At 44.7% G+C, this 18,886-nt stretch carries 18 protein-coding genes; 3 read left to right on the forward strand and 15 right to left on the reverse strand.

All coding sequences use genetic code 11. The features are described from left to right. Window positions 1–178: 178 nt before the first annotated feature. From V7051_RS06730 to V7051_RS06765, 8 genes are all read right to left on the reverse strand, one after another. Window positions 179–1,852 (reverse strand): NUDIX hydrolase, encoded by a 1,674-nt coding sequence (locus V7051_RS06730; protein WP_333874174.1) that lies wholly within the window; start codon window positions 1,850–1,852, stop codon window positions 179–181. 16 nt (window positions 1,853–1,868) lie between these two features. Next, the gene (locus V7051_RS06735) at window positions 1,869–2,375 is read right to left on the reverse strand and encodes a DNA-binding protein (RefSeq protein WP_333874175.1); all 507 of its coding nucleotides are present in this window, start codon (window positions 2,373–2,375) and stop codon (window positions 1,869–1,871) included. After that, window positions 2,362–2,559 (reverse strand): CopG family transcriptional regulator, encoded by a 198-nt coding sequence (locus V7051_RS06740; protein ID WP_333874176.1) that lies wholly within the window; start codon window positions 2,557–2,559, stop codon window positions 2,362–2,364. Before V7051_RS06740 ends, V7051_RS06735 begins: the two co-directional genes overlap by 14 nt. Window positions 2,560–2,587: 28 nt before the next feature. Then, the gene (locus V7051_RS06745) at window positions 2,588–2,743 is read right to left on the reverse strand and encodes a hypothetical protein (RefSeq protein ID WP_333874177.1); all 156 of its coding nucleotides are present in this window, start codon (window positions 2,741–2,743) and stop codon (window positions 2,588–2,590) included. A 97-nt stretch (window positions 2,744–2,840) separates the two neighbouring features. Next, a complete protein-coding gene (locus tag V7051_RS06750) occupies window positions 2,841–3,749 on the reverse strand; it encodes a DUF2971 domain-containing protein (RefSeq protein WP_333874178.1) in 909 nt (302 codons plus the stop codon). Window positions 3,750–3,754: 5 nt separating this feature from the next. Continuing rightward, window positions 3,755–5,140 carry a hypothetical protein gene (locus V7051_RS06755; protein ID WP_333874179.1) on the reverse strand — a complete coding sequence of 462 codons (1,386 nt, stop codon included), beginning with the start codon at window positions 5,138–5,140 and terminating at the stop codon, window positions 3,755–3,757. Window positions 5,141–5,149: 9 nt separating this feature from the next. Then, window positions 5,150–6,904 carry a tetratricopeptide repeat protein gene (locus V7051_RS06760; RefSeq protein WP_333874180.1) on the reverse strand — a complete coding sequence of 585 codons (1,755 nt, stop codon included), beginning with the start codon at window positions 6,902–6,904 and terminating at the stop codon, window positions 5,150–5,152. Window positions 6,905–7,028: 124 nt separating this feature from the next. Beyond that, window positions 7,029–7,595, reverse strand: a complete 567-nt coding sequence (locus V7051_RS06765) for a hypothetical protein (protein WP_333874181.1) — start codon at window positions 7,593–7,595, stop codon at window positions 7,029–7,031. A 517-nt stretch (window positions 7,596–8,112) separates the two neighbouring features. On the opposite strand from V7051_RS06765, the gene V7051_RS06770 reads away from it, so the two are divergent. Further along, window positions 8,113–8,256 carry a hypothetical protein gene (locus tag V7051_RS06770; RefSeq protein WP_333874182.1) on the forward strand — a complete coding sequence of 48 codons (144 nt, stop codon included), beginning with the start codon at window positions 8,113–8,115 and terminating at the stop codon, window positions 8,254–8,256. A gap of 45 nt (window positions 8,257–8,301) precedes the next feature. Here the strand turns inward: V7051_RS06770 and V7051_RS06775 are convergent, their stop codons facing one another. Genes V7051_RS06775 through nhaD form a run of 3 tightly spaced genes read right to left on the reverse strand, consistent with a single transcriptional unit; the run spans window position 8,302 to window position 12,079 of the window. After that, on the reverse strand, window positions 8,302–9,006 hold the full coding sequence (locus V7051_RS06775; RefSeq protein WP_333874183.1) for a response regulator: 705 nt from the start codon (window positions 9,004–9,006) through the stop codon (window positions 8,302–8,304). Continuing rightward, window positions 9,003–10,580 (reverse strand): DUF4118 domain-containing protein, encoded by a 1,578-nt coding sequence (locus V7051_RS06780; RefSeq protein WP_333874184.1) that lies wholly within the window; start codon window positions 10,578–10,580, stop codon window positions 9,003–9,005. Before V7051_RS06780 ends, V7051_RS06775 begins: the two co-directional genes overlap by 4 nt. A gap of 35 nt (window positions 10,581–10,615) precedes the next feature. Further along, window positions 10,616–12,079, reverse strand: coding sequence for a sodium:proton antiporter NhaD (nhaD, locus tag V7051_RS06785; RefSeq protein WP_442919633.1), 1,464 nt, complete (start codon window positions 12,077–12,079; stop codon window positions 10,616–10,618). Between the two features lie 501 nt (window positions 12,080–12,580). Here nhaD and acnA point away from each other — a divergent pair. Beyond that, window positions 12,581–15,382 (forward strand): aconitate hydratase AcnA, encoded by a 2,802-nt coding sequence (gene acnA / locus V7051_RS06790; RefSeq protein WP_333874185.1) that lies wholly within the window; start codon window positions 12,581–12,583, stop codon window positions 15,380–15,382. Here acnA and V7051_RS06795 read toward each other — a convergent pair whose 3' ends face one another. Further along, on the reverse strand, window positions 15,383–15,754 hold the full coding sequence (locus V7051_RS06795; RefSeq protein ID WP_333874186.1) for a thiol-disulfide oxidoreductase DCC family protein: 372 nt from the start codon (window positions 15,752–15,754) through the stop codon (window positions 15,383–15,385). It abuts the gene before it with no gap. 29 nt (window positions 15,755–15,783) lie between these two features. Here V7051_RS06795 and V7051_RS06800 point away from each other — a divergent pair, with 29 nt between their 5' ends. Continuing rightward, a complete protein-coding gene (locus V7051_RS06800) occupies window positions 15,784–16,650 on the forward strand; it encodes an arginase (RefSeq protein ID WP_333874187.1) in 867 nt (288 codons plus the stop codon). Here V7051_RS06800 and V7051_RS06805 read toward each other — a convergent pair. The 3 genes from V7051_RS06805 to V7051_RS06815 all read right to left on the reverse strand — a co-directional run bounded on the left by V7051_RS06805 (window position 16,645) and on the right by V7051_RS06815 (window position 18,870). Next, window positions 16,645–16,980: a 4a-hydroxytetrahydrobiopterin dehydratase gene (locus tag V7051_RS06805; RefSeq protein WP_333874188.1), complete on the reverse strand. Its 336-nt coding sequence runs from the start codon at window positions 16,978–16,980 to the stop codon at window positions 16,645–16,647. The two genes, V7051_RS06800 and V7051_RS06805, sit on opposite strands and share 6 nt — an antisense overlap. A gap of 172 nt (window positions 16,981–17,152) precedes the next feature. Continuing rightward, on the reverse strand, window positions 17,153–18,163 hold the full coding sequence (locus V7051_RS06810; protein ID WP_333874189.1) for an ornithine cyclodeaminase: 1,011 nt from the start codon (window positions 18,161–18,163) through the stop codon (window positions 17,153–17,155). Further along, the gene (locus V7051_RS06815; protein ID WP_333874190.1) at window positions 18,163–18,870 is read right to left on the reverse strand and encodes a rubredoxin-like domain-containing protein; all 708 of its coding nucleotides are present in this window, start codon (window positions 18,868–18,870) and stop codon (window positions 18,163–18,165) included. Before V7051_RS06815 ends, V7051_RS06810 begins: the two co-directional genes overlap by 1 nt. Window positions 18,871–18,886: the final 16 nt, after the last annotated feature.

An 18,886-nucleotide genomic window follows, 5' to 3' on the forward strand; every position in this document is an offset into this window, starting at 1 on the left:
ATTGCCTGTATAGGCAAGTCATTTAATTCAGAAGCAAGCGGGACGGGGTTTGCAACCCTGGTACTAACGTTTTTTACGCTGTCTACACCCAATAGCTACACTGAACCGACTCAAAACGTTTCGGACGGGCAACATGCCCCGTCCGGCTAAGTTACGACATGCTTGCACACTCCAATATTTATAACACATCTAATTTACAACAAAACTTTATAACCCCTGCATCCCGGCGTATCAATTTTCTTAAGCCCAATGCCGAAAACCTGGATTCTTTGTGTAAATTTTTCTCATACCTGTCTTCTATTTTTACAGCCTCATCGTTGTCTGCCGAAAATTGCTTCTCAGATAATTGCTGTAATTTATGCGCAAATTCCAAAGTCACTTTAAATGCTTCCGCTTTGACTGTAGTCATGCCTAATGCTGTAGCAAGGGCTTTTCTTTCAATGCTCACAGGTATTTTTGTTTTAGTGCCGATTAGGTCGGCTTTATGCACCGAATAAGTAAACAACGCTTCATCAAAATAAACCACACCAGGATTGATCGATAAGCGAAACAACTCATCACGGTGATTTTCAATAATCAAATCAGTGCCTTTAAGCAATTCAACCAACTGCTTTAATTCCGCTTGCAGCGTCGGATTATTTTTAACATCAACCCAACCATAAGAATGAAAGACAATATTCTGTTCAACCGCCGCAAACTCAAAACCGCGACCATGTGCCGCCAAACCCAATAAAACGCTTAATTGCCTGGATGTTAAAACCACATCAATGGCTTTTTCCTTGCCTAAAACACCGGCTAACAGCGGCTTTTCAGCATCAACAAGCAATGTTAAACCGTATTTCGGCGGATCGAATAGATAACCTGTCGCAAAACTATCCGGTAAAGCCAACAGCCCTGTTTTTAACGCTAAGCGGTCATCATCAACCAAGGCTTTGACATAAGCAATCTTGCCGTCCACGGTTTCGCCGTTTGCTACATCGTCAATCGCAAACCAAGCCAGACGGTCATCGCGCTTGATTTGCTGTTGCAGAAATAAATAGCCTTCCAACGTCAATTCAATCTGAAAAATATCCAAATAATATTCGGTTAGCGCATGATTAGGCGCAGACCCTTGAACTTGCCGATAAGGCTTTAAGCTACGCCAAGGCATAAAACGATAATGCAGCTCAAAAACCAAGCCCACTTCTTCGGATATTTCCCGTTTTAATGTTTCCGGCAAGGCTTTTTTAATTAAACCGGAATTTGCCGATTGCAGTTCAGCAAGTAAAGCCGGCATCGCCATATCAGCCGGCACATCGTGTTGATTCAACCGCCCGCCGACTAAGCCATAATCCCCGGCTTTTTTATCAAAACGCTTTTGAGTATCTTCGCGTTGATAAAACAAAATGTTGCCGTCCAGTTTGATAAGTCCCCAGGACACATAGATATAACGGATAGGCTTGGCGTTATGGCTTGAGTGATGTTCATAGCGCCTATTTTCAATGACGCTCAACACCTCGCGCTGCTGATTTTTCTTAGCATCGGCTATGCCTTGGGTATTCCAAAAATTATCGGCAAAAAAGCGTGATTCATTGTCGCTCATCGCAGTTAATATCGACATAGCCAACAATTGCGCGGGAAATGAAACAAAACACCACTCGCCTTTTGGTAAATAGGCGGTATTTAATACGGCCAAGCTATCGAGCAGGGTTTCTATTACATAAACAGTGTTTTCAGCAATCGCGCGCTCAAGTTGATGCTGACGACAAAGTGCGCTGATTAATGCTTCGCGCGGAACGCTGTAAAAATCGCCTTCTTCTTCGGCGTAGCGGGGAAGTTGAGGAATCAGTGTTTGAATAAGATTAGCAGACATTAATTTATAAACTTCATTATGCGTTTTTCTCTACGTCGCGAATGACTTCTACCAATAATGAAGCGCGAATATGCAAAGTGGTGTGTGTTGGAATAACGCGCAACAACTCCAATACGTCCGATTTTGAACGGGTTTGTTGACGAATGGCGCGAACCAACACGCCCAGTGTGCCATGTGCCGTTACGCCTAGATTTTTTGCAGCTAACCGGGCGGCGGTATCGTCCGTCAAAAGCAGGCTATTGTTGAATTCAAAGCACAAATGCAAGGCTTCCTGCTCTCCTACATGCAAAGTGTAAAACGGGGTTAGCGCATCCACTTGTGCCGAAAAATGCAAAGCGCGTTGGCGAATGAATTTAACTTCGGAGCAAGCCAAAGCTTGAGGCCGATGCCGCTCCACTTCATTCCAAACCGTGTCCGGAACAATAACCTTGTCAAAATCGGCCAGAAGGTCGAGGCCGTGCAGTTCGTCCAAATGAATAATAGGCCCGGCGTCGGCAATGACGACAGCCCTAGTCTTTTCCATGCAGGCCCCAGTCAATATCTTCGCGAATAAAGCGTTCGCTGATCGTTTGTTGATGAGACTCGATATAACGGCGCATCGCTTCGGCAATCAGCGCATCCATGTTATCAATCCAACCTTGCTCCACCATGTTTTGCGCTTGCTGCCAAAGTTGATCGGGTATTTCGGTTTTTATAAGTGTGGACATGATGATTACCTATTGAGGAAATAATTTTTCATGATTGCAAAAACTCTTCATCCGTCATTTTAAAGTTGCCTTCGATAGAAAATGCCACTTTGCCCTTCAATAATCCTAAAGGTATTTTCTTAATCGGTTTGTTTTTTAACGACAAAACAAAATTTAATGTGGCTTCGACTTTATCTAAAGGCAAAGTGTGTATTTCTTTTAATACGGCTTGTTCTATTTCGGTTCTGTTTATTATTTTATCCCTTAGATTCAACTCATAAGTGCAATATTGTTACCAATACTTATGATTCGTTATCATGAATATTAAAATCATCTCTATCTTGGACGAAAAGCGCGAATTTACCTTGCAATGGTTCTGCTTTGTGGACTACCACATTAATACCTAGTTCTGTGTTCACAGCATCAACCGATTTTTTAAGTATAGAAAAATCATCATCACTCATTCTCATGCCTGCAATAACAGATTTGAGAATTTGTTTTCTATCGTAAGGATGTATTCCACATCTTCGATCAAAATCAATTACACGTTCTTCCTGTTCATATTCCCAATCTTCCCCTTTGGTCAAGACATATTCTTTAAATGATTTAGGACTAATTATTTTTGGTTTTTCTTTTTTGTATTGTACGGGAAAAGGAACTAGGCAAAGAAGATCATCAAATGATGTTGGTTTTATGGGAATAGAAAACTCTACAACAAAACCGGAATGACTGGTTGCATAGTGCGCCCACATTAACAGATTAAGTGGATTTCTTGATAAAGAACAGATTCCGATTTGATTGTTAAGTATTTCAAGCGGATTGCTAAATGATTTTAGTCTCTTTATTTGTTTGGGTTTCTCTTGAATGCGTTGCGCTGGTGATAATCCAAGTTCATTACCAATATTTTTAAGAAATCCTTTTTTCCCAGAAAAATACTTACTGAGTTCTTCTTTATCTATATCTGGGTAACAGTCAAATGGGTCGTTAAATTCTTTTGCATGTGAAAATTTTATTGTTCCATCTTTTATAACAGAGAGCGCCCCTTTTTTATCGAAAGGTTCTTTGAAAGAATCATCAACAGGAAGGTATTTATAGCGCAGCATTTGATCTGCAATCAGTTCCTCCATATTATTAACCCAACCCTGTTCGACCATGTTCTGCGCTTGTTGCCTGAGGTGGTCAGGTATTTCGGTTTTGTGTGTTGCGGACATAATGGTTAAGCTTCTGAAAAACTAGCATTATAAATATGTCGCGCAAGCCCATTTAGATAAGGCTTTTCAGCATAATTAAAATCCCAAAATTTTATTTCCAGAAAATTTCTTTTATTGCTTTTGTCAATGTACGGATTGGATGTGCTAAGCCAAAACATTTGGTACAGCAATTTAGTGAATAGTTGCTTGTCATTTCTGAGAGATGAACTGCTTAGCTGAATATTATTAGCTAATTCATTAAAGTAAAAAGCATCCTGGATAAGAATGCCATTACGCTTTTCATCCAGGACGATATTATTAATATCAAGGTAAGCCTTGCTTATTGGGATTAATTTATTACCGTTTATTGTTTTAAACTGTGCGTCTGACAATGCGTCTTCAGCAAACAGATTGAGCAGTATTTTTTCATAACACTGCAAGGTATCGTCGTCAGAATTGAACATAACCCGAAGATTCACCATAAACAGATAAGCCACCATTTTTTCATCAAGATCACTGAATAAATTTGAATTATGCGTTATCCAATGGCGTGTATTTCGCATAACCCATGCTAACGTGGCATCTTTTTTATTCTTATCCGTTCTTATAGAGTCTGCCGCTTCCCATTCATGCGATAGCGTTCTAATAAAAAGTTTATATAAAGCGGTTTTATCTATTGGTTCTCGCAAGGGTAAAAAATTTTCTGTTACATCTAAATAATTGAGTATATCTTCCGGTTTAATCCGTTCGTTCTTCTTAATGTACTCATTGAAATATAATTTATCACCTACCAACTTTTTAACATATTGACAACCTTCGATAATCCCCCGTCGCAACCGTGAATAAGGATTTTCATAACAAGTTTTCACCCATTCCTGCACTTCCGTGGCCGATTTTTCATAAATAGTCGGTAAAGCCATTTTTGCCGTTTTAAAAGCGTCTCGCGTAGAAATCGAGTTTTCACCGTGATTGGAACAAAACAAAATATGTTGTTTTGGAAAGCCCAGTTCTACTACTAATTCGGTATACAAATAATATCCTGCTAAAGGTTTTAATTTTGCACATTCTTGTTCGAGAAGTTGCTCTTCTTCTGTTTCGTCAACGGGCTTTTGGTAATCTTGAAATGTTTTCAGTAATTCTAAAACATCATCATTAATCACATCACCTTTAGAATAAGCTGCTAAATCTATATCGAGAATGATGTAGTCAATTTTACCCAAGTTTTGCCGAATAAAACCCAAACCATCCTGAAAGCTCAGCTCAATATAAATGCCTTGTGCTTTCAAATTCTTTTTTAACTGCTGTTTGTGATCCGAAAATTGCTGTTCATCAATATTGATACCGCCAAGCACCTCAGTTGCGGTGATTTTGGGCGAGTTTTCAAAATCTTCTATCCACAAAAAATAACTCATTGTTCACCTTCATTTAGAAATTAAAAGTTCATCGGGAATACCGAACTCAACGACAAAATCATCTTGCGGCGTGGGTTTTGTAAATATGCTGCCTGTTTTGCGTGCTAAGGTGGACAAAAAAGCCTGCCCTTTATGGCTACCTTTGATAATCGTGCGTTCACTACGAATGCTGGGATTCCGGCAAATAAACACTTGATAACTATCGCGTTCTGTCCATTCCAGAATAACTGGGTGTTTGCTTGCCGATGAATAATACTTAAAGGCATTAACCAATATTTCATTGAGCAGTATAGTTAAAAACGATTCGGTAACGCCATATTCCTTAAATTGAATGTCGCTACGTTCAAAGCCGATCAACTTTAATTTAAAAAAGTGCTGTTCCAACCAAGCAAGGCGCTGTTCCAGTGTAGCCGATTGATTCAATAACAGCGCGAAACTTTGCTCCCATTCGGCTTGTAACGCTTGCTCCAGTTCAAAATAGTCTTCACACCAGTTTTTATAATTTACATCTGCATCACACTGTCCGTGTGCCTTGGCATAAGCCATGTAATGTTGCTGGATTTTTTCCGCTCCTGATACAGAAAGCAAATGCAGCAAAATCATGTCCAAAGTCTTGCTGAATACTCCCGCCAGCCTGCCGTTGCCTAGGCGGTCTTGTTTGATTTTATCTTTGAGGATTTCCGCATCGGTGGAAATAATGCTAAAAATATTTAACAAGCCGCGCATGGTTTGCGCTGCTTCGGTATAAAGCTTGACCTGATTTTCGTGAGTGGTGTTGTAGATAATAGCATCCAAAGGGCTACGAAATTTATGCGCGAACATCGACATCATGTCTTCGAGCTCTTTTTGTGCTTCTGTCAGTTGTTTATTTTTGGCTTCGAGTTCTTGGTTTTTTTTAGCTATCTCTTTACTAGCAAGCAAGCTAAATTTTTTAAATTCTTGCTCACCCTTAGAATCTTTAAAGGCATGTTCAATCAATTTCTGTGTCAAATCCGTATTATCTTCGAAGTTATTAGCAACTATTTCACCCAGCGATTCTTTTGTGAATTGCGATGGGAGGTCGAGATATGACTCATATACTTTTTTTATATCAGACTCATCAATACCTAGTTGACGATGGAATTGAGCTAATTCACGATTTTTTTTGATTCCAATACCTTGGTCATAACATGCTGCTAATAGACAGTTTACCCCCTTTTTTATGATCTCGTATTGCTTGATATCCCCGCATAGCTCATCAGCTTTTTTAAGTTTTGCAAAAGCAAACTCATCAAGTCCATTTTCTATTACAGCCCCTTTTTCGTCATAAGCTACTACCTTTCCTTCGAGAATGTGCCTTGCCACCTCAAAATTTCCAATTGCTGAACCACCATGAGTAGCTGCGTAGAAAAACCATTTAAAAGCAAGATTTGCATTTCTTTCGAATCCATCCACACCTATTGAATATGAGCTTGCTATTTGTACACAAAAGTCAGGATCCTTGAACTCCTTCAGGCGAGAAATTGCTTCAACATGACCTTGTTCCGCTGCTTTTTCAAGCCACTCCACAAGTTTTGGGGGATTACCTCTATGAAAATAACCTATTGCTAATTCATATTGAGCTTCAGCAAAACCTTGTTCAGCGGCTTTTCTAAACCATTCAAAGGCCAAATCAAAATGCTCGCATTCTGCATAGTGACGAGCTAAATCATATTGTGCCAGTGCATCGCCAGCGTTAACTTGTTGTTGCAGTTCAGAAATTGACAAGGTGTTTTGTTCGGTCATGGTCTCGGCCTTTAGTTTTGTGCTTTTTTGTTGGGTTCGTGTGCTTACGGCAATCATCGGATTGATGATTGCCTATAAGCTTGGTGTTGCCGTTGTTTATCAAACCAACGGCTATCCTTGCAAATCACCGCTCAATACATTCGACTTTCACCGGCATATTCAATGCTTCTGCGATTTCTTCCAACACCGTTGTCGCGGAGACCTTGTTAACGTGGGTGGTTATGAACCAGCCATCACAACGCCTTTGCTTTTGATAGTCGCTGGTCGGTGTTCTGGCGATCAGCGGAATCGAGGTGACTGTCTTATTCAGCTTCGCCACCCGCTCCAGGCCGAAAACTTTCAATGCCTCGAAAAAGGTTTCGGCAATGGTCTGTTGCTCGATGACTTTACCGGCAACGGTTACCCGTAAACGCCCGCCTTGTTTTCGGGTGCGATGCTTATCCTTTTTGTGAAAACCCGTCATCTCTACCGTCTGCGCAGTATATTTTGCGTCAAAATTATTTACGGTGGCTTTGATGTTCGATTCTAACGCTTGCAACTTGCGGCAGGAATCATTGAGCGCGGCCACTTGCGAAAAATCGCCAATTAAACAGGCTTCAGCGCCCGCCATTTTTAAATCATCCGTGGCGCTATGCAGCACAGCAAACAATTCGGTAAATTTTGTGGTAACGGCTTCCGGTAATCTTTTCATTTCTGCATTCTCCATCAATTTTGTTTGATTTGTTTGGTTAACTGTTCTGTAGAAATCACTATGCCAGAGTGATTTCCACTTTATAGATATTTCAAACCCCGCTTTCTTCTTGGCGGAATTTTCTCCCAATATTTACCTGACTCATTAACCTGTTATTTTCAAATATAAAATAGAAATTAAATTACCTGTTATTGACGTTTATTTTGTTTTTCCATGAATTCACTCTCACAACATGGAGCATAGTATCTGACAAAATTATGCCGATGTAATGGGAGAACTGTGGGAGTTTTTTTGGATTCCATCAAGGAACTATTGCCGTTCGCGCTGATCTCTTCGGCTACACTCGTGACTAAAGGCCTTGTCGAAGGGCTCAGCGCAAACGCTATGGTTTGGCGTAGCCAAGAGCGCTCGACAAGAACAGAATCGCGCCCGTTTGCTCACCTTGTTGGAATGGTTGCCCAGCTTACCTTTTTGCGGGTCAAGCAATGCAACAAGGTGAGCAAACATCCGTGCCCATTTGACCAACCAAGGTACACCGATCGGCCCCTATGATTTGCAGATTACAGCCATCGCCGTTGCCCACAACCTCACCGTTGTCACCCATAACACCCGCGAGTTTGCCAGAGTACCCGGTTTAAAGCTGGAAGATTGGCTGTTATGAATTTTTGCTAATAATAGAAGTTTTATAAATACTTGTGAATGCTGATTAGCATTCCTCATCATCAACTAACCGATAGCCTACGCCAACCTCTGTCTGTAAATAGCGGGGTCTAGCGGGATTGATTTCCAGTTTATGGCGCAGTTGCCCCATATAGACCCGCAAATAATGCTGATCATGAATATGCTCGACTCCCCAGACTTCTTTGAGAAGTTGACGATGGGTAACCACTAGACCGGCATGACGGACTAGAATGCTGAGCAGGCGGTATTCGATGGGCGTTATATGCACTTCATTGCCCGCTATAAAAACTTTGCGCCGAGCCAGCTCGACTGTTAATTCGCCGGTTTGGAACGTTTCCATGTTGTTTATTGTTCGCATCACACGCCGCAGCAATGCTTGAAGACGAGCATGCAGTTCTCCGGTGCTGAAAGGCTTGGTTAAATAATCATCTGCCCCTGCATCCAGCGCCATGATTTTGTTTTGCTCTTGACTGCGGGCCGATAACACCAATATCGGCAAATCAGATAACTGCCGCAAACGTTTGGTAACCGAAATGCCATCTATATCGGGTAAGCCCAAATCAAGTATTACCAGATCAGGACTGTCGCTTTTAACCAGTGAAAGACCGTTTTTACCGTTTTCCGCTTCAATGACACGCCAACCTCGATTGCAAAGATTGGTTTTCAAAAGACGACGTGTTTGCTGATCGTCCTCAATGATTAAAATGAGCGGTTTGATCTCGTCCGTCATGACGCCATCTCTTCAAAACAGTTAAGTGTAGGTGGCTCATGGATAGGTAAGTTAATGATAAATGATGCGCCTTTGCCGTATTGATTGGCCGCTTGAATGGTGCCGCCATGGGCTTCAATAATGGCTCGGCATAAGGTTAATCCGAGTCCTACACCGCCTTGATGGCTTTCGGATTCAAGGCGGTAAAACTTGTCGAACACCTTCTCTTCCATGCCTTGTGGAATACCAAACCCATAGTCCGATACATTGACGGTTAAATTGCTAGCTGACAGTTCAGCGCTAATATCGATAGGACTGCCCGCAGGTGTGTACTTGATGGCGTTTTCGATTAGATTGGTCAGAACCTGTTCAACCAATACGGCGTCTATCCAAAGCAACGGCAAATGGTCGGGCAAGAGTGTTCTTATCGGACGAGTGCCGATATTTTTCTCCAATCGGTTCAAGGCGCTGCCGACTATTTCTTCAAGAGCGTTCCATTCCTGATGGAGAATGATTTCACCCGCCGTCAGTCTCGCCATATCCAGCATTTTACTGGTCAACTCTGACATGCGTTGAGCCTCGTCAAGAATTACTCGATTAAAATCAAGCTTTTCTTCCGCTGAAAAATCCGCGTTATTTTCAACCAAGGCAGTGCCTGCACCGATAATACGTGTCAGTGGGGTGCGTAAATCATGCGATATAGCGCTTAACAACGCGTTGCGTAACGATTCGGTTTCGGCTTGAAGGTTGGCATTGTTGGCCTTCTCGGTTAAGTTCAGGCGTTCCAGCGTTTGTGAAATCAGGTTTAAAAAAGTATCGAAAAAAGTAATTAATTCCGGACTCGCCAAATCAGCACCCGCTGGCGATTCTATAGCCAGTACGCCCTGAATGGTTTGTGAGCGTTCCAGAGGATAATAGGCGATTGGGCCTGTTGACTTGCTGGTTTGCTTGGCCGTGTGTTGCTGATAGGTTTGCTGTGCTATTTGTAGGTCAACACCTCGAAGAGAATGTTCGAGCGGTATGTCGGATGGATAGTGAAGCTGAAACTCCTGATCCGGAAACAATAATACCGACAAAGCACCGAAATCATCATAGATATGACTCACTGCAATTCCGGCGACTGATTGTTGATTATGGGCATCGGATAAGGCCTGACTTAAACGATAAAGTGCGTTGGCCCGGTTTTCACGCTGTTTGGAAATTTCTGCTTGCAGTTGTACTCTTTCCAAAAAGTTACTCGTTACATTAGCAACAACTATCATCACTCCTAACCCTATGATGTTTTCAAGATCGCTGATCGCAAATGAAAAAATCGGAGAGGCAAAATAAAAAGCGAATACCGGAGCGCTCAAAAGGGAAGCGATGATGGATGCGCCTCGTCCATACCGGCTCGCCACTAAAAACACCCCTAATAAGTAAGTCATCAGAATGCTGGCCGGCCCTAGAACATGACGTAGCGGCCAATCGATCAGTGTGCAAATAAAGGGCACGGTTATTCCCGCCATGTAACCCTGTAATCGATCCCAACGGCGACGGTTTAACATCATTTCGTAGAGCTGAATATCTTGTTCGCTTTCAGGCTCGTTTTTACGCAAACTTTTCTCCCGAAGCTACTGGAATAGCCGTGCTGTTAAAAGGATTTAGAGTTGATCAAAAAATGTACGCCGATGCTGGCAAAATAACCTAACAAAATAACCGGACACCATTTCATATGGCTGGTGAAAGTATATTGACCTTTGGCTTGACCCAGTAACCCAATCCCAGGCGCCGAGCCTATCGCCAGCAGACTTCCCCCGACGCCCAACGTCAAGGTCAATAGCAGCCATTGCCCTTGCGGTATGTCGGGATGCATGGTGAGGACAGCGAACATCAATGTGCCATTATCGACAAATGCCGAGGACAGACCGATCAGGATGTTGGCTAAAGTGGGGCTTAACTGTCCATACAGCATGTGGGATATCGCATCAAGATAACCGATAAAGCCCAATCCGCCGATACCCATCATCGCTCCGTAAAAAAAGAACAAGGTATCCCATTCGAGACGGCCGACTTTGTCAAAAATATCCAACCGGATGATCTCACTGGCTGAAGACTTGTTTTTCCCGTTACCGAAAAACAAAGCAAATTCCGATTGCTTTTGAGTATTCTGTTTATTGATCTTGTTTAAATAAAAATAAAAGAACTGCAATAACGATAATCCGGCCATCATCCCGGCTGCCGCGGGCAAATGCAATTTCATGTCGAACGTCACCGCCAACCCTATAGTGATCCCAAACAGGAAGATGACACGTTTGGCTCCACGAAGCAAATGGACCTGTTCAGCGTCGATATCCGGTTTGTCTTTGGGTACCGAGAAATGCATTACCAAAGCCGGAACTGAAAAATTTACCAAACAAGGAATAAATAATTTAAAAAACGCAGTAAAGCCCAGCATACCATGCTGCCAAACGAACAGCGTCGAAATCCCGCCCAATGGGCTGAAAGAGCCGCCTGCATTGGTGGCAACAATAATATTGATACAGGCTAACGAAACAAAACGTGGACTGTTTTTACCGACGGCGACCACGACTGCTCCCATCAGTAATCCCGCTGTCAGACCGTTAACGACGCTTGACATAAAAAACACCAGCAACCCGGTAATCCAGAATAACTGCCGATAACTCAAATGCATACCGACTAGCCAGACTTTTAAAGCGTCAAATATGCGCATGTCTTCCATTGCATTCAAATAGGTCATCGACACCATGATAAACAATAGCAATTCTATGTAAGCCTGCAAATTATTCTTGAAGGCCGTTACGGCAAACTGGTCGTTGCCTTGTTGCTGATAGACCAAAATAATCGCAAACCAGATCAACCCGGCAGCAAGTAACATCGGCTTGGACTTACGCAACTCAGTGGCCTCTTCGAACATCGCTGCAATATAAGCAGTGACCATCACTGCAAGTGAAAAATAACCTGCCCAATGATGCGTCAAATCAATCCGTTGCAATGCCGGGGCCGCCGTTTCTCCCGCGGCGAAGACTATTCCCGGTAACAATAAGGCCATTATTCCCAGTATACGAACAGCATAATTCACAATTATTTCCCTCATGCTTAATTAATTTGAATGATTTACCTGTCAAAGATCACTTAAGTCAGTCAGCTTTCAGGTTTTAAAACGGCAATTGATTTTACTGATAGGGATGTAAAAAAAGCGTAAAGACGTGGATTATTCTCAATCTTACTCTTTATGAATAGGCAATATGGCCTTTTATAAATTGATGACTGCCTCTTAAGTTGAGGACAAAGTAGGTCGATTACTCCTGGGGCTAAAAAGTTAATTCGGTTTAGATCACCATTTACTTCAAATAAATTTTCAAACCCATTAAGCTCTCGATTACCTCAAGATGGAATCAAAAACCTTGACGCAACAATTGATACGGGTAAAAGCTGTTCAAGTTGTTAACATTTTTCGGCTACCGACTTTAAGGCGGGACAGTTTAAGGTTAAGCCGTTGGTGGTGGGCTTGTCGAACCATGAGCGGCTAACCCGCTCATGTATTCCACATTAAGCAGCAAGCCCACTGTTCGAGTCCATAAGTGAGGTTTCTATCATGACTAACCACGATCCATTTGGTGCGCATCAACAACTGAAAACGGATAGCATCGGTTCGGTTTCGTATTATTCCCTGCCCCGACTTGAGACTGCCGGCGCTGCCAATATCTCACGGCTGCCGCACACGATAAAAATCCTGCTTGAATCATTATTGCGCAACTGCGACAACGAGATAATTACCCTGGATCATGTCTTGAGTGTCGCCAACTGGCAGGCGCAAGGCACCCGCTATGAAATCCCGTTCAAGCCGGCCCGAGTGATATTACAGGATTTCACCGGCGTACCGGCCCTCGTGGATCTGGCGGCGATGCGGGATGCGATGAAGCAGCTGGGCGGCGATCCGAAAAAGATCAATCCATTGATACCCTGCGACCTGGTCATTGATCACTCGGTGCAGGTGGATTATTTCGGCAAGCCTAATGCCCTGTTGTTAAATGAAACCGTCGAATTTGAAAGAAACGCCGAACGCTATGAATTCCTTAAATGGGGACAATCGGCATTTAAAAATCTGCGCGTGGTGCCTCCGGCTACCGGCATTGTGCATCAGGTGAATCTCGAATACCTTGCGCCGGTTGTGTTCCATAACAAGGATAAAAACGTCTGTTATCCCGACAGCTGCGTCGGCACCGATTCCCATACGCCAATGATTAACGGCCTGGGCGTGTTGGGCTGGGGTGTCGGCGGCATTGAGGCGGAAGCGGTAATGTTGGATCAACCTATCTACATGCTGGTTCCCGATGTGGTCGGCATTAAATTGACCGGAATGCTGCCGCCGGGCGTGACTGCAACCGATCTGGTGCTGCGCATTACCGAACTTTGCCGGAAATTTGGCGTGGTCGGAAAGTTTATTGAGTTTTACGGTGCCGGGCTGACTAACTTGAGTATCCCGGATCGGGCCACGCTGAGCAATATGGCGCCTGAGCAAGGTTCGACTGTGAGTTTTTTTCCTATCGACGATGAAACCCTCAGCTATATGCGTTTCACCGGTCGTCATGCGGATTTGATCGATCTGACCGAGCGTTATGCCAAAGAACAGGGACTGTTTCGCACCGACGAGACGCCGGACCCGGAATTTACCCAGGTTATGGAGCTAGACCTCGGCACCGTTGAACCTTCGCTGGCAGGCCCCAAGCGTCCGCAAGACCGCATCTCCCTCAGTGAAGTAGGGCCAACCTACCGGCAAATGCTGACCGAACCGTCAGGCATCAAGGGCATGGGGCTATTCGAACATGATCTGGATCGTAGCGGTATCGTATCGAGAAATAATACCGATGAGAAAATCACCCATGGCGCAGTCGTGATCGCCGCGATTACTTCCTGCACCAACACCAGCAATCCGTCGGTCATGCTGGCGGCAGGCCTGGTTGCGAAAAAAGCGGTAGAACGGGGCTTGAAAGTTAAAAACTATGTAAAAACATCGCTGGCTCCCGGTTCATTGGTGGTAACGGAATATTTGAAAAAGTCCGGATTGCTTGGCTTTTTAGAACAGCTGGGCTTTTATCTGGTCGGCTACGGCTGCACTACCTGTATCGGCAACTCCGGTCCGCTGGATCAAGCGGTTGAAAAAGCGATAACGGAAAAGGATCTGGTCGTCTCGGCAGTGCTATCCGGTAACAGGAATTTCGAAGGCCGCGTGCATCCGCTGACCAAAACCAACTATCTCGCCTCGCCGCCGCTGGTCGTTGCCTATGCGCTGGCGGGATCGACGGCGCTGGATATTACCCGAGAGCCGCTGGGCGAAGATCAAAACGGCAAGCCGGTTTACCTGAAGGACATTTGGCCTACGCCCTGGGAAGTGGCGGAAGTCATCAGGCAGTTCGTAACGCCGGAAATGTTCCGGGAAAAATATCGCGATGTGTTTACCGGCACTCAAGCATGGCAGCAGGTGGAGGTCAGCGGCACCGAGCTGTATGCATGGGACGACAACTCGACTTATATCAGGAAACCGCCGTTTTTCGAAGGAGTGACGACAGGCCGCCAGCAGATACATCCTCTTAGCAGCATGCAGGTATTGGCGCTATTCGGCGACTCCGTTACCACCGATCATATTTCGCCGGCCGGCCAGATCGCGCCGCACTCTCCGGCCGCGTTATATCTTTTGAGTAAAGGCGTGGAACAAAAAGACTGGAACAGTTACGGCTCGCGCCGCGGCAACGATCAAGTCATGGCTCGCGGCACGTTCGCGAATATCCGAATTCGCAACCAGCTGGTTATCGGCGCCGAAGACAAGGTGACGGCCAACCAGCCGGGCCATGGCAACGACGAAGTAATGAGCGGGAACATGCCTTCGAATAGCCAAATTCGCAACCGGCTGGTTCCCAGTGTCGAAGGCAACGTGACGATTTATCATCCGACCGGCGAACGGATGACGTTTTTTGATGCCGCGATGAAATACAAAGAAGCGGGCATCCCGTTATGCATTCTTGCCGGTAAAGAATACGGCTCCGGCTCATCCAGGGATTGGGCCGCAAAAGGCCCGTTTATGCAAAATGTAAAAGCGGTCATCGCCGAAAGTTACGAAAGAATTCACCGCAGCAACCTGATCGGCATGGGTATTCTGCCGCTGCAATTTATCGATGGCGAATCGGCTAAAAGCCTGAAATTAACCGGGACGGAAACCTTTGCTATCGATATTTCCGATGCGATGACGCCGCAACAGGAAGTTAATGTTTCAGCAACTGCTCCTGATGGAACCGTCACGACTTTTAAAGCCGTAAATCGCATCGATACACCGATTGAAATTCAATATTACCGGGATGGCGGTATTTTGCGCACAGTTTTGAAAAAATTATTGGATTAATCATAAGCGTCCGCTACGCCGGAGCCTTCGGTTAACCTGCCAGTGATAGACTTTGGCAAGCAACAGGCGAATCAACGGCAAGCCGATCAGCCAGGCTATCGGCTTCAACACCGGCACTTTGCTCATCAGCAGGATATACGCATCCAGCTCGGACAAAATCCGCTGATGTTCATCCTGGACATGCAGTTCGGTCAGCGCCTTATGCGGATCGATGCCGATTTCACGCAGTTGCTGTTCCCGGCCGGTGATGTCGATCCAACAGACGTTTTCGCCTGCTTTACCGGCGAGTTTTTCATAGGTCGACCTGTCTTTGACACATTTGGGACAGGCTCCATCGTAATAAACGTTAATTTTTGCTTTATCCTGATTCATATTGATTGCCTCCGGTTAACGAGAGTGAAGTGGCTATAGTACAAACTTTAGGCGTAGCATCGTGTTTGGGCGGACCATTGAGAACATGCGGCTATGCGGCGGAAATGTTGCACGATGAGTTTACCCGGCAAAACTCTGAACAAAAACGCCTTCAACTTCAGTGGCATATGGTTTATCCTGAAAATCACGGCGTAAAGGAAGAAAAATTATCCCGACTTAATCAATCGATCAGCCGTTTTACCCAATACTGGACAGAACAAAACCAGGCTTTTCTGATCATCGGCGGCGACCATTCCTGCGCATTGGGAACCTGGGGCGGCGTAATCAATGCATTGCAGCAGCCCGACAAATTCGGCCTGATCTGGCTTGATGCTCATATGGATGCGCATACTTTTGCTACCTCGCCATCCGGTAATATTCACGGCATGCCGCTGGCCGCTTTGCTTGGAAAAGCGGATAAAAAACTGGCGGCGATGTATCCCGGTTCCTGTTTTATCAAGCAAGAAAACCTCATTCTGATAGGCGTCCGAAGTTATGAGCATCAGGAATACGATCTGTTAAAACAAGCTGGAGTAGAAATTGTTTTTGCCAGACAGATTGATAGGCTTGCTCCAGTGCTAATTAAAGCCATCGATAAACTCAGTCTGTCTTGTAAGCTTATCGGCATCAGCATCGACTTGGATTTTATCGATCCTGGCGATGCGCCCGGCGTTGAAACTCCCGCTCAAGGCGGTATTAAAGCTGAAGAACTGCTCGAAGCGCTGTCATCGATTAATCGGCATCCGAAAATATGCGGCCTGGAAATCAGCGAGTTTAATCCTGAAAAAGACGACAACAATAAGACCTTGCACCTGATGAAAGCGATTATCGAAGCGTACTACGGGGAAACGTCATAGCAACGCGTCGGTCTTGGCCGCCATAATAAAATCATTAGCATGCAGTCCTTTTATCTTGCGAGACCACCAGGTTACAGTCACCCTGCCCCATTCCATTAAAATGGCCGGATGGTGGCTTTCCTGTTCGCAAAGAGCGCCGATTTTATTGGTAAACGACAAAGCGTCTGCAAAGTTATCGAACTTGAAGGTTTTTTGTAAGCGCTTGATGCCGTCTATTTCAACCAATTCCCAGCCCTGTAGTTGCGGCATAAATTCGTCAATTTCCGCTTGCGTAGCCAACGGTGCGCCAATTCTGCATACTTCACATGTTTTACCGGTCAGGTCGCTCATAGCTATACTCCGTTCGGGCTCAGGTTCGCTGTGGGGCGTGCTATGCATACAGATTATAAAAATCAATAACTTGAATCAATAGGTAATATCACCAATTGGAGAACAGATATCGTAAGTCGCCGAATTTTATCTACTGAACAGTAATACCGGTAAGCCGAATTTAAGCAGTATCTCAAGGCCCCAATATGCTAAACAGGTTTTTAGGATCGTTGAGTTCGGGAATTAAATCCGCTTCTGTGCCCAATTGATATTCTTTTGCCAGTTCATAAACGACCCGAAGTATTGAATAATCTTCCAACGCAAAACCGACCGAATCGAACAGAGTAATTTCCTGGTCGTCCTGCCTTCCGGGCTTATTCTTGCAAACCAGCTCCCATAATTCGGCATAAATAAGATCGGCTCCGCATTGTTGCACCTCGCCTTCTACCAGGGTTTGCGGTTTATATTCGACCACCAGTTTGGTCCGTTTCAGGAATTCGGCGGATAGTTCGGTTTTCCCTGGACTGTCGCCGCCCATCGCGTAAATGTATGTGCCAGATGCAATATCGTCAGCTTCAAACAGGGATTGCCGTTTCTTGGCGGCTGTCGCCGTTATTATGATATCTGCGTCACGCACCGCTTCAACGATGCTGTTGCACGGAATTAGGCTGAATTTTTGACCGATCATATTTTGTGAGAATTTAACCATTGCCTGCGGATCAATATCAAAAAAACGAACTTCTTCGAGCTGAAAAAAGCCTGAGAATGCCAATACCTGAAATTCCGCCTGGGCTCCGGTACCGATGATAGCTAATGATTTTGAATCTGCACGGGCAAGATACTTTGCAGCCAACACACCCGCCGCCGCTGTCCTAAATGCTGTCAAGAAAGTCATTTCACTGATCATTACCGGATAACCACTCTCGGCGTCGCTTAACACGCCGATGGCTACAACATTGAGCTTGCCTTTGAGCGGATTGCCGGGATAGCCGTTCACGTATTTGAATGCATAGTGCTGTTGGTCGGCACAGGGCATCAATTCAATCACGCCGTCCGGATAATAGGTTCCATGACGCGGCGATAAAATAAATTCGTGCCAACGACCGAAATCTTCCTCTAAAGCGGCAACAGCGCGCTTGAAGAAATTTTCCAAACTCAAGATCTGTATCAGCTTTTGAATGTCGGTAACGGCAAGAATCTTCATTAGCTAAAGGATTTAACAACCCGTTCAAAATCAGATAACCAGTTTTTGAAGTCGCAGACATAGTTATAACCGCAGACAGTTTTTAATGAATTTCGGTTAATGATGTCCAATATCCGCGCGGCTCTTTGTAAAGTTTCGCTTTTCGGGCCGAATGGATTCAAGCGCATGTTTCGGCCGGGCGGAAATGCGTAATCGCAGATAAACAACACATTCTGATAGATGTAAATCGTATAGCCCGGCGTATGCCCGCCTATGTGATAGGCTGCCAAACCATCAATCACGAAGTCATCGTTGAAACGCTCATCGACTGGGAATGATGTGATTAAGGGATTTTCTGCATCTAAAGCATGCAGGTAGATTTTTGCATGCCAAAGCTCACGGTATTGATTGGATGCGCCCATAAAATGCGGGTGAGTAAAAAAGATTTTCCGCACCGGTTCCAGCGTGCGATTAAAAGCGGAAGGACAATCGATCCAGACAGCCTCATTGTCCGTTTCAATCCGGTAGGCCGCATGTTCCAATCCCAGCTTCGGTACCGAGACCAGTTGGCTGACGTTGTCATTGATTTGAGTGGCGGTAACGCGATAGGCTTTTTCGGCTTCTTCCCAACTGAGAAATTTATCGCGATGGGCCCCGCAAAAAGGACAGACATCAGGAGCATCGCCGATCATGTTATAACCGCAGGTTGTGCAGACCCATTGTTCCATGTACTTCCCCCCTTAA

Origin of the sequence: Methylobacter sp. (assembly GCF_036845245.1) — a bacterium.
In the GTDB taxonomy this organism is placed as follows: Bacteria; Pseudomonadota; Gammaproteobacteria; order Methylococcales; family Methylomonadaceae; genus Methylobacter_A.

Coding starts and splice junctions, on each gene's coding strand:
- V7051_RS06810 (WP_333874189.1), bottom strand. CDS start 18,163: ATGAAGATTCTTGCCGTTACCGACATTCAAAAGCTGATACAGATCTTG.
- V7051_RS06740 (WP_333874176.1), bottom strand. CDS start 2,559: ATGTCCACACTTATAAAAACCGAAATACCCGATCAACTTTGGCAGCAA.
- V7051_RS06815 (WP_333874190.1), bottom strand. CDS start 18,870: ATGGAACAATGGGTCTGCACAACCTGCGGTTATAACATGATCGGCGAT.
- V7051_RS06755 (WP_333874179.1), bottom strand. CDS start 5,140: ATGAGTTATTTTTTGTGGATAGAAGATTTTGAAAACTCGCCCAAAATC.
- V7051_RS06730 (WP_333874174.1), bottom strand. CDS start 1,852: ATGTCTGCTAATCTTATTCAAACACTGATTCCTCAACTTCCCCGCTAC.
- V7051_RS06795 (WP_333874186.1), bottom strand. CDS start 15,754: ATGAATCAGGATAAAGCAAAAATTAACGTTTATTACGATGGAGCCTGT.
- V7051_RS06750 (WP_333874178.1), bottom strand. CDS start 3,749: ATGTCCGCAACACACAAAACCGAAATACCTGACCACCTCAGGCAACAA.
- V7051_RS06775 (WP_333874183.1), bottom strand. CDS start 9,006: ATGACGGACGAGATCAAACCGCTCATTTTAATCATTGAGGACGATCAG.
- nhaD (WP_442919633.1), bottom strand. CDS start 12,079: ATGAGGGAAATAATTGTGAATTATGCTGTTCGTATACTGGGAATAATG.
- V7051_RS06765 (WP_333874181.1), bottom strand. CDS start 7,595: ATGAAAAGATTACCGGAAGCCGTTACCACAAAATTTACCGAATTGTTT.
- V7051_RS06805 (WP_333874188.1), bottom strand. CDS start 16,980: ATGAGCGACCTGACCGGTAAAACATGTGAAGTATGCAGAATTGGCGCA.
- V7051_RS06735 (WP_333874175.1), bottom strand. CDS start 2,375: ATGGAAAAGACTAGGGCTGTCGTCATTGCCGACGCCGGGCCTATTATT.
- acnA (WP_333874185.1), top strand. CDS start 12,581: ATGACTAACCACGATCCATTTGGTGCGCATCAACAACTGAAAACGGAT.
- V7051_RS06760 (WP_333874180.1), bottom strand. CDS start 6,904: ATGACCGAACAAAACACCTTGTCAATTTCTGAACTGCAACAACAAGTT.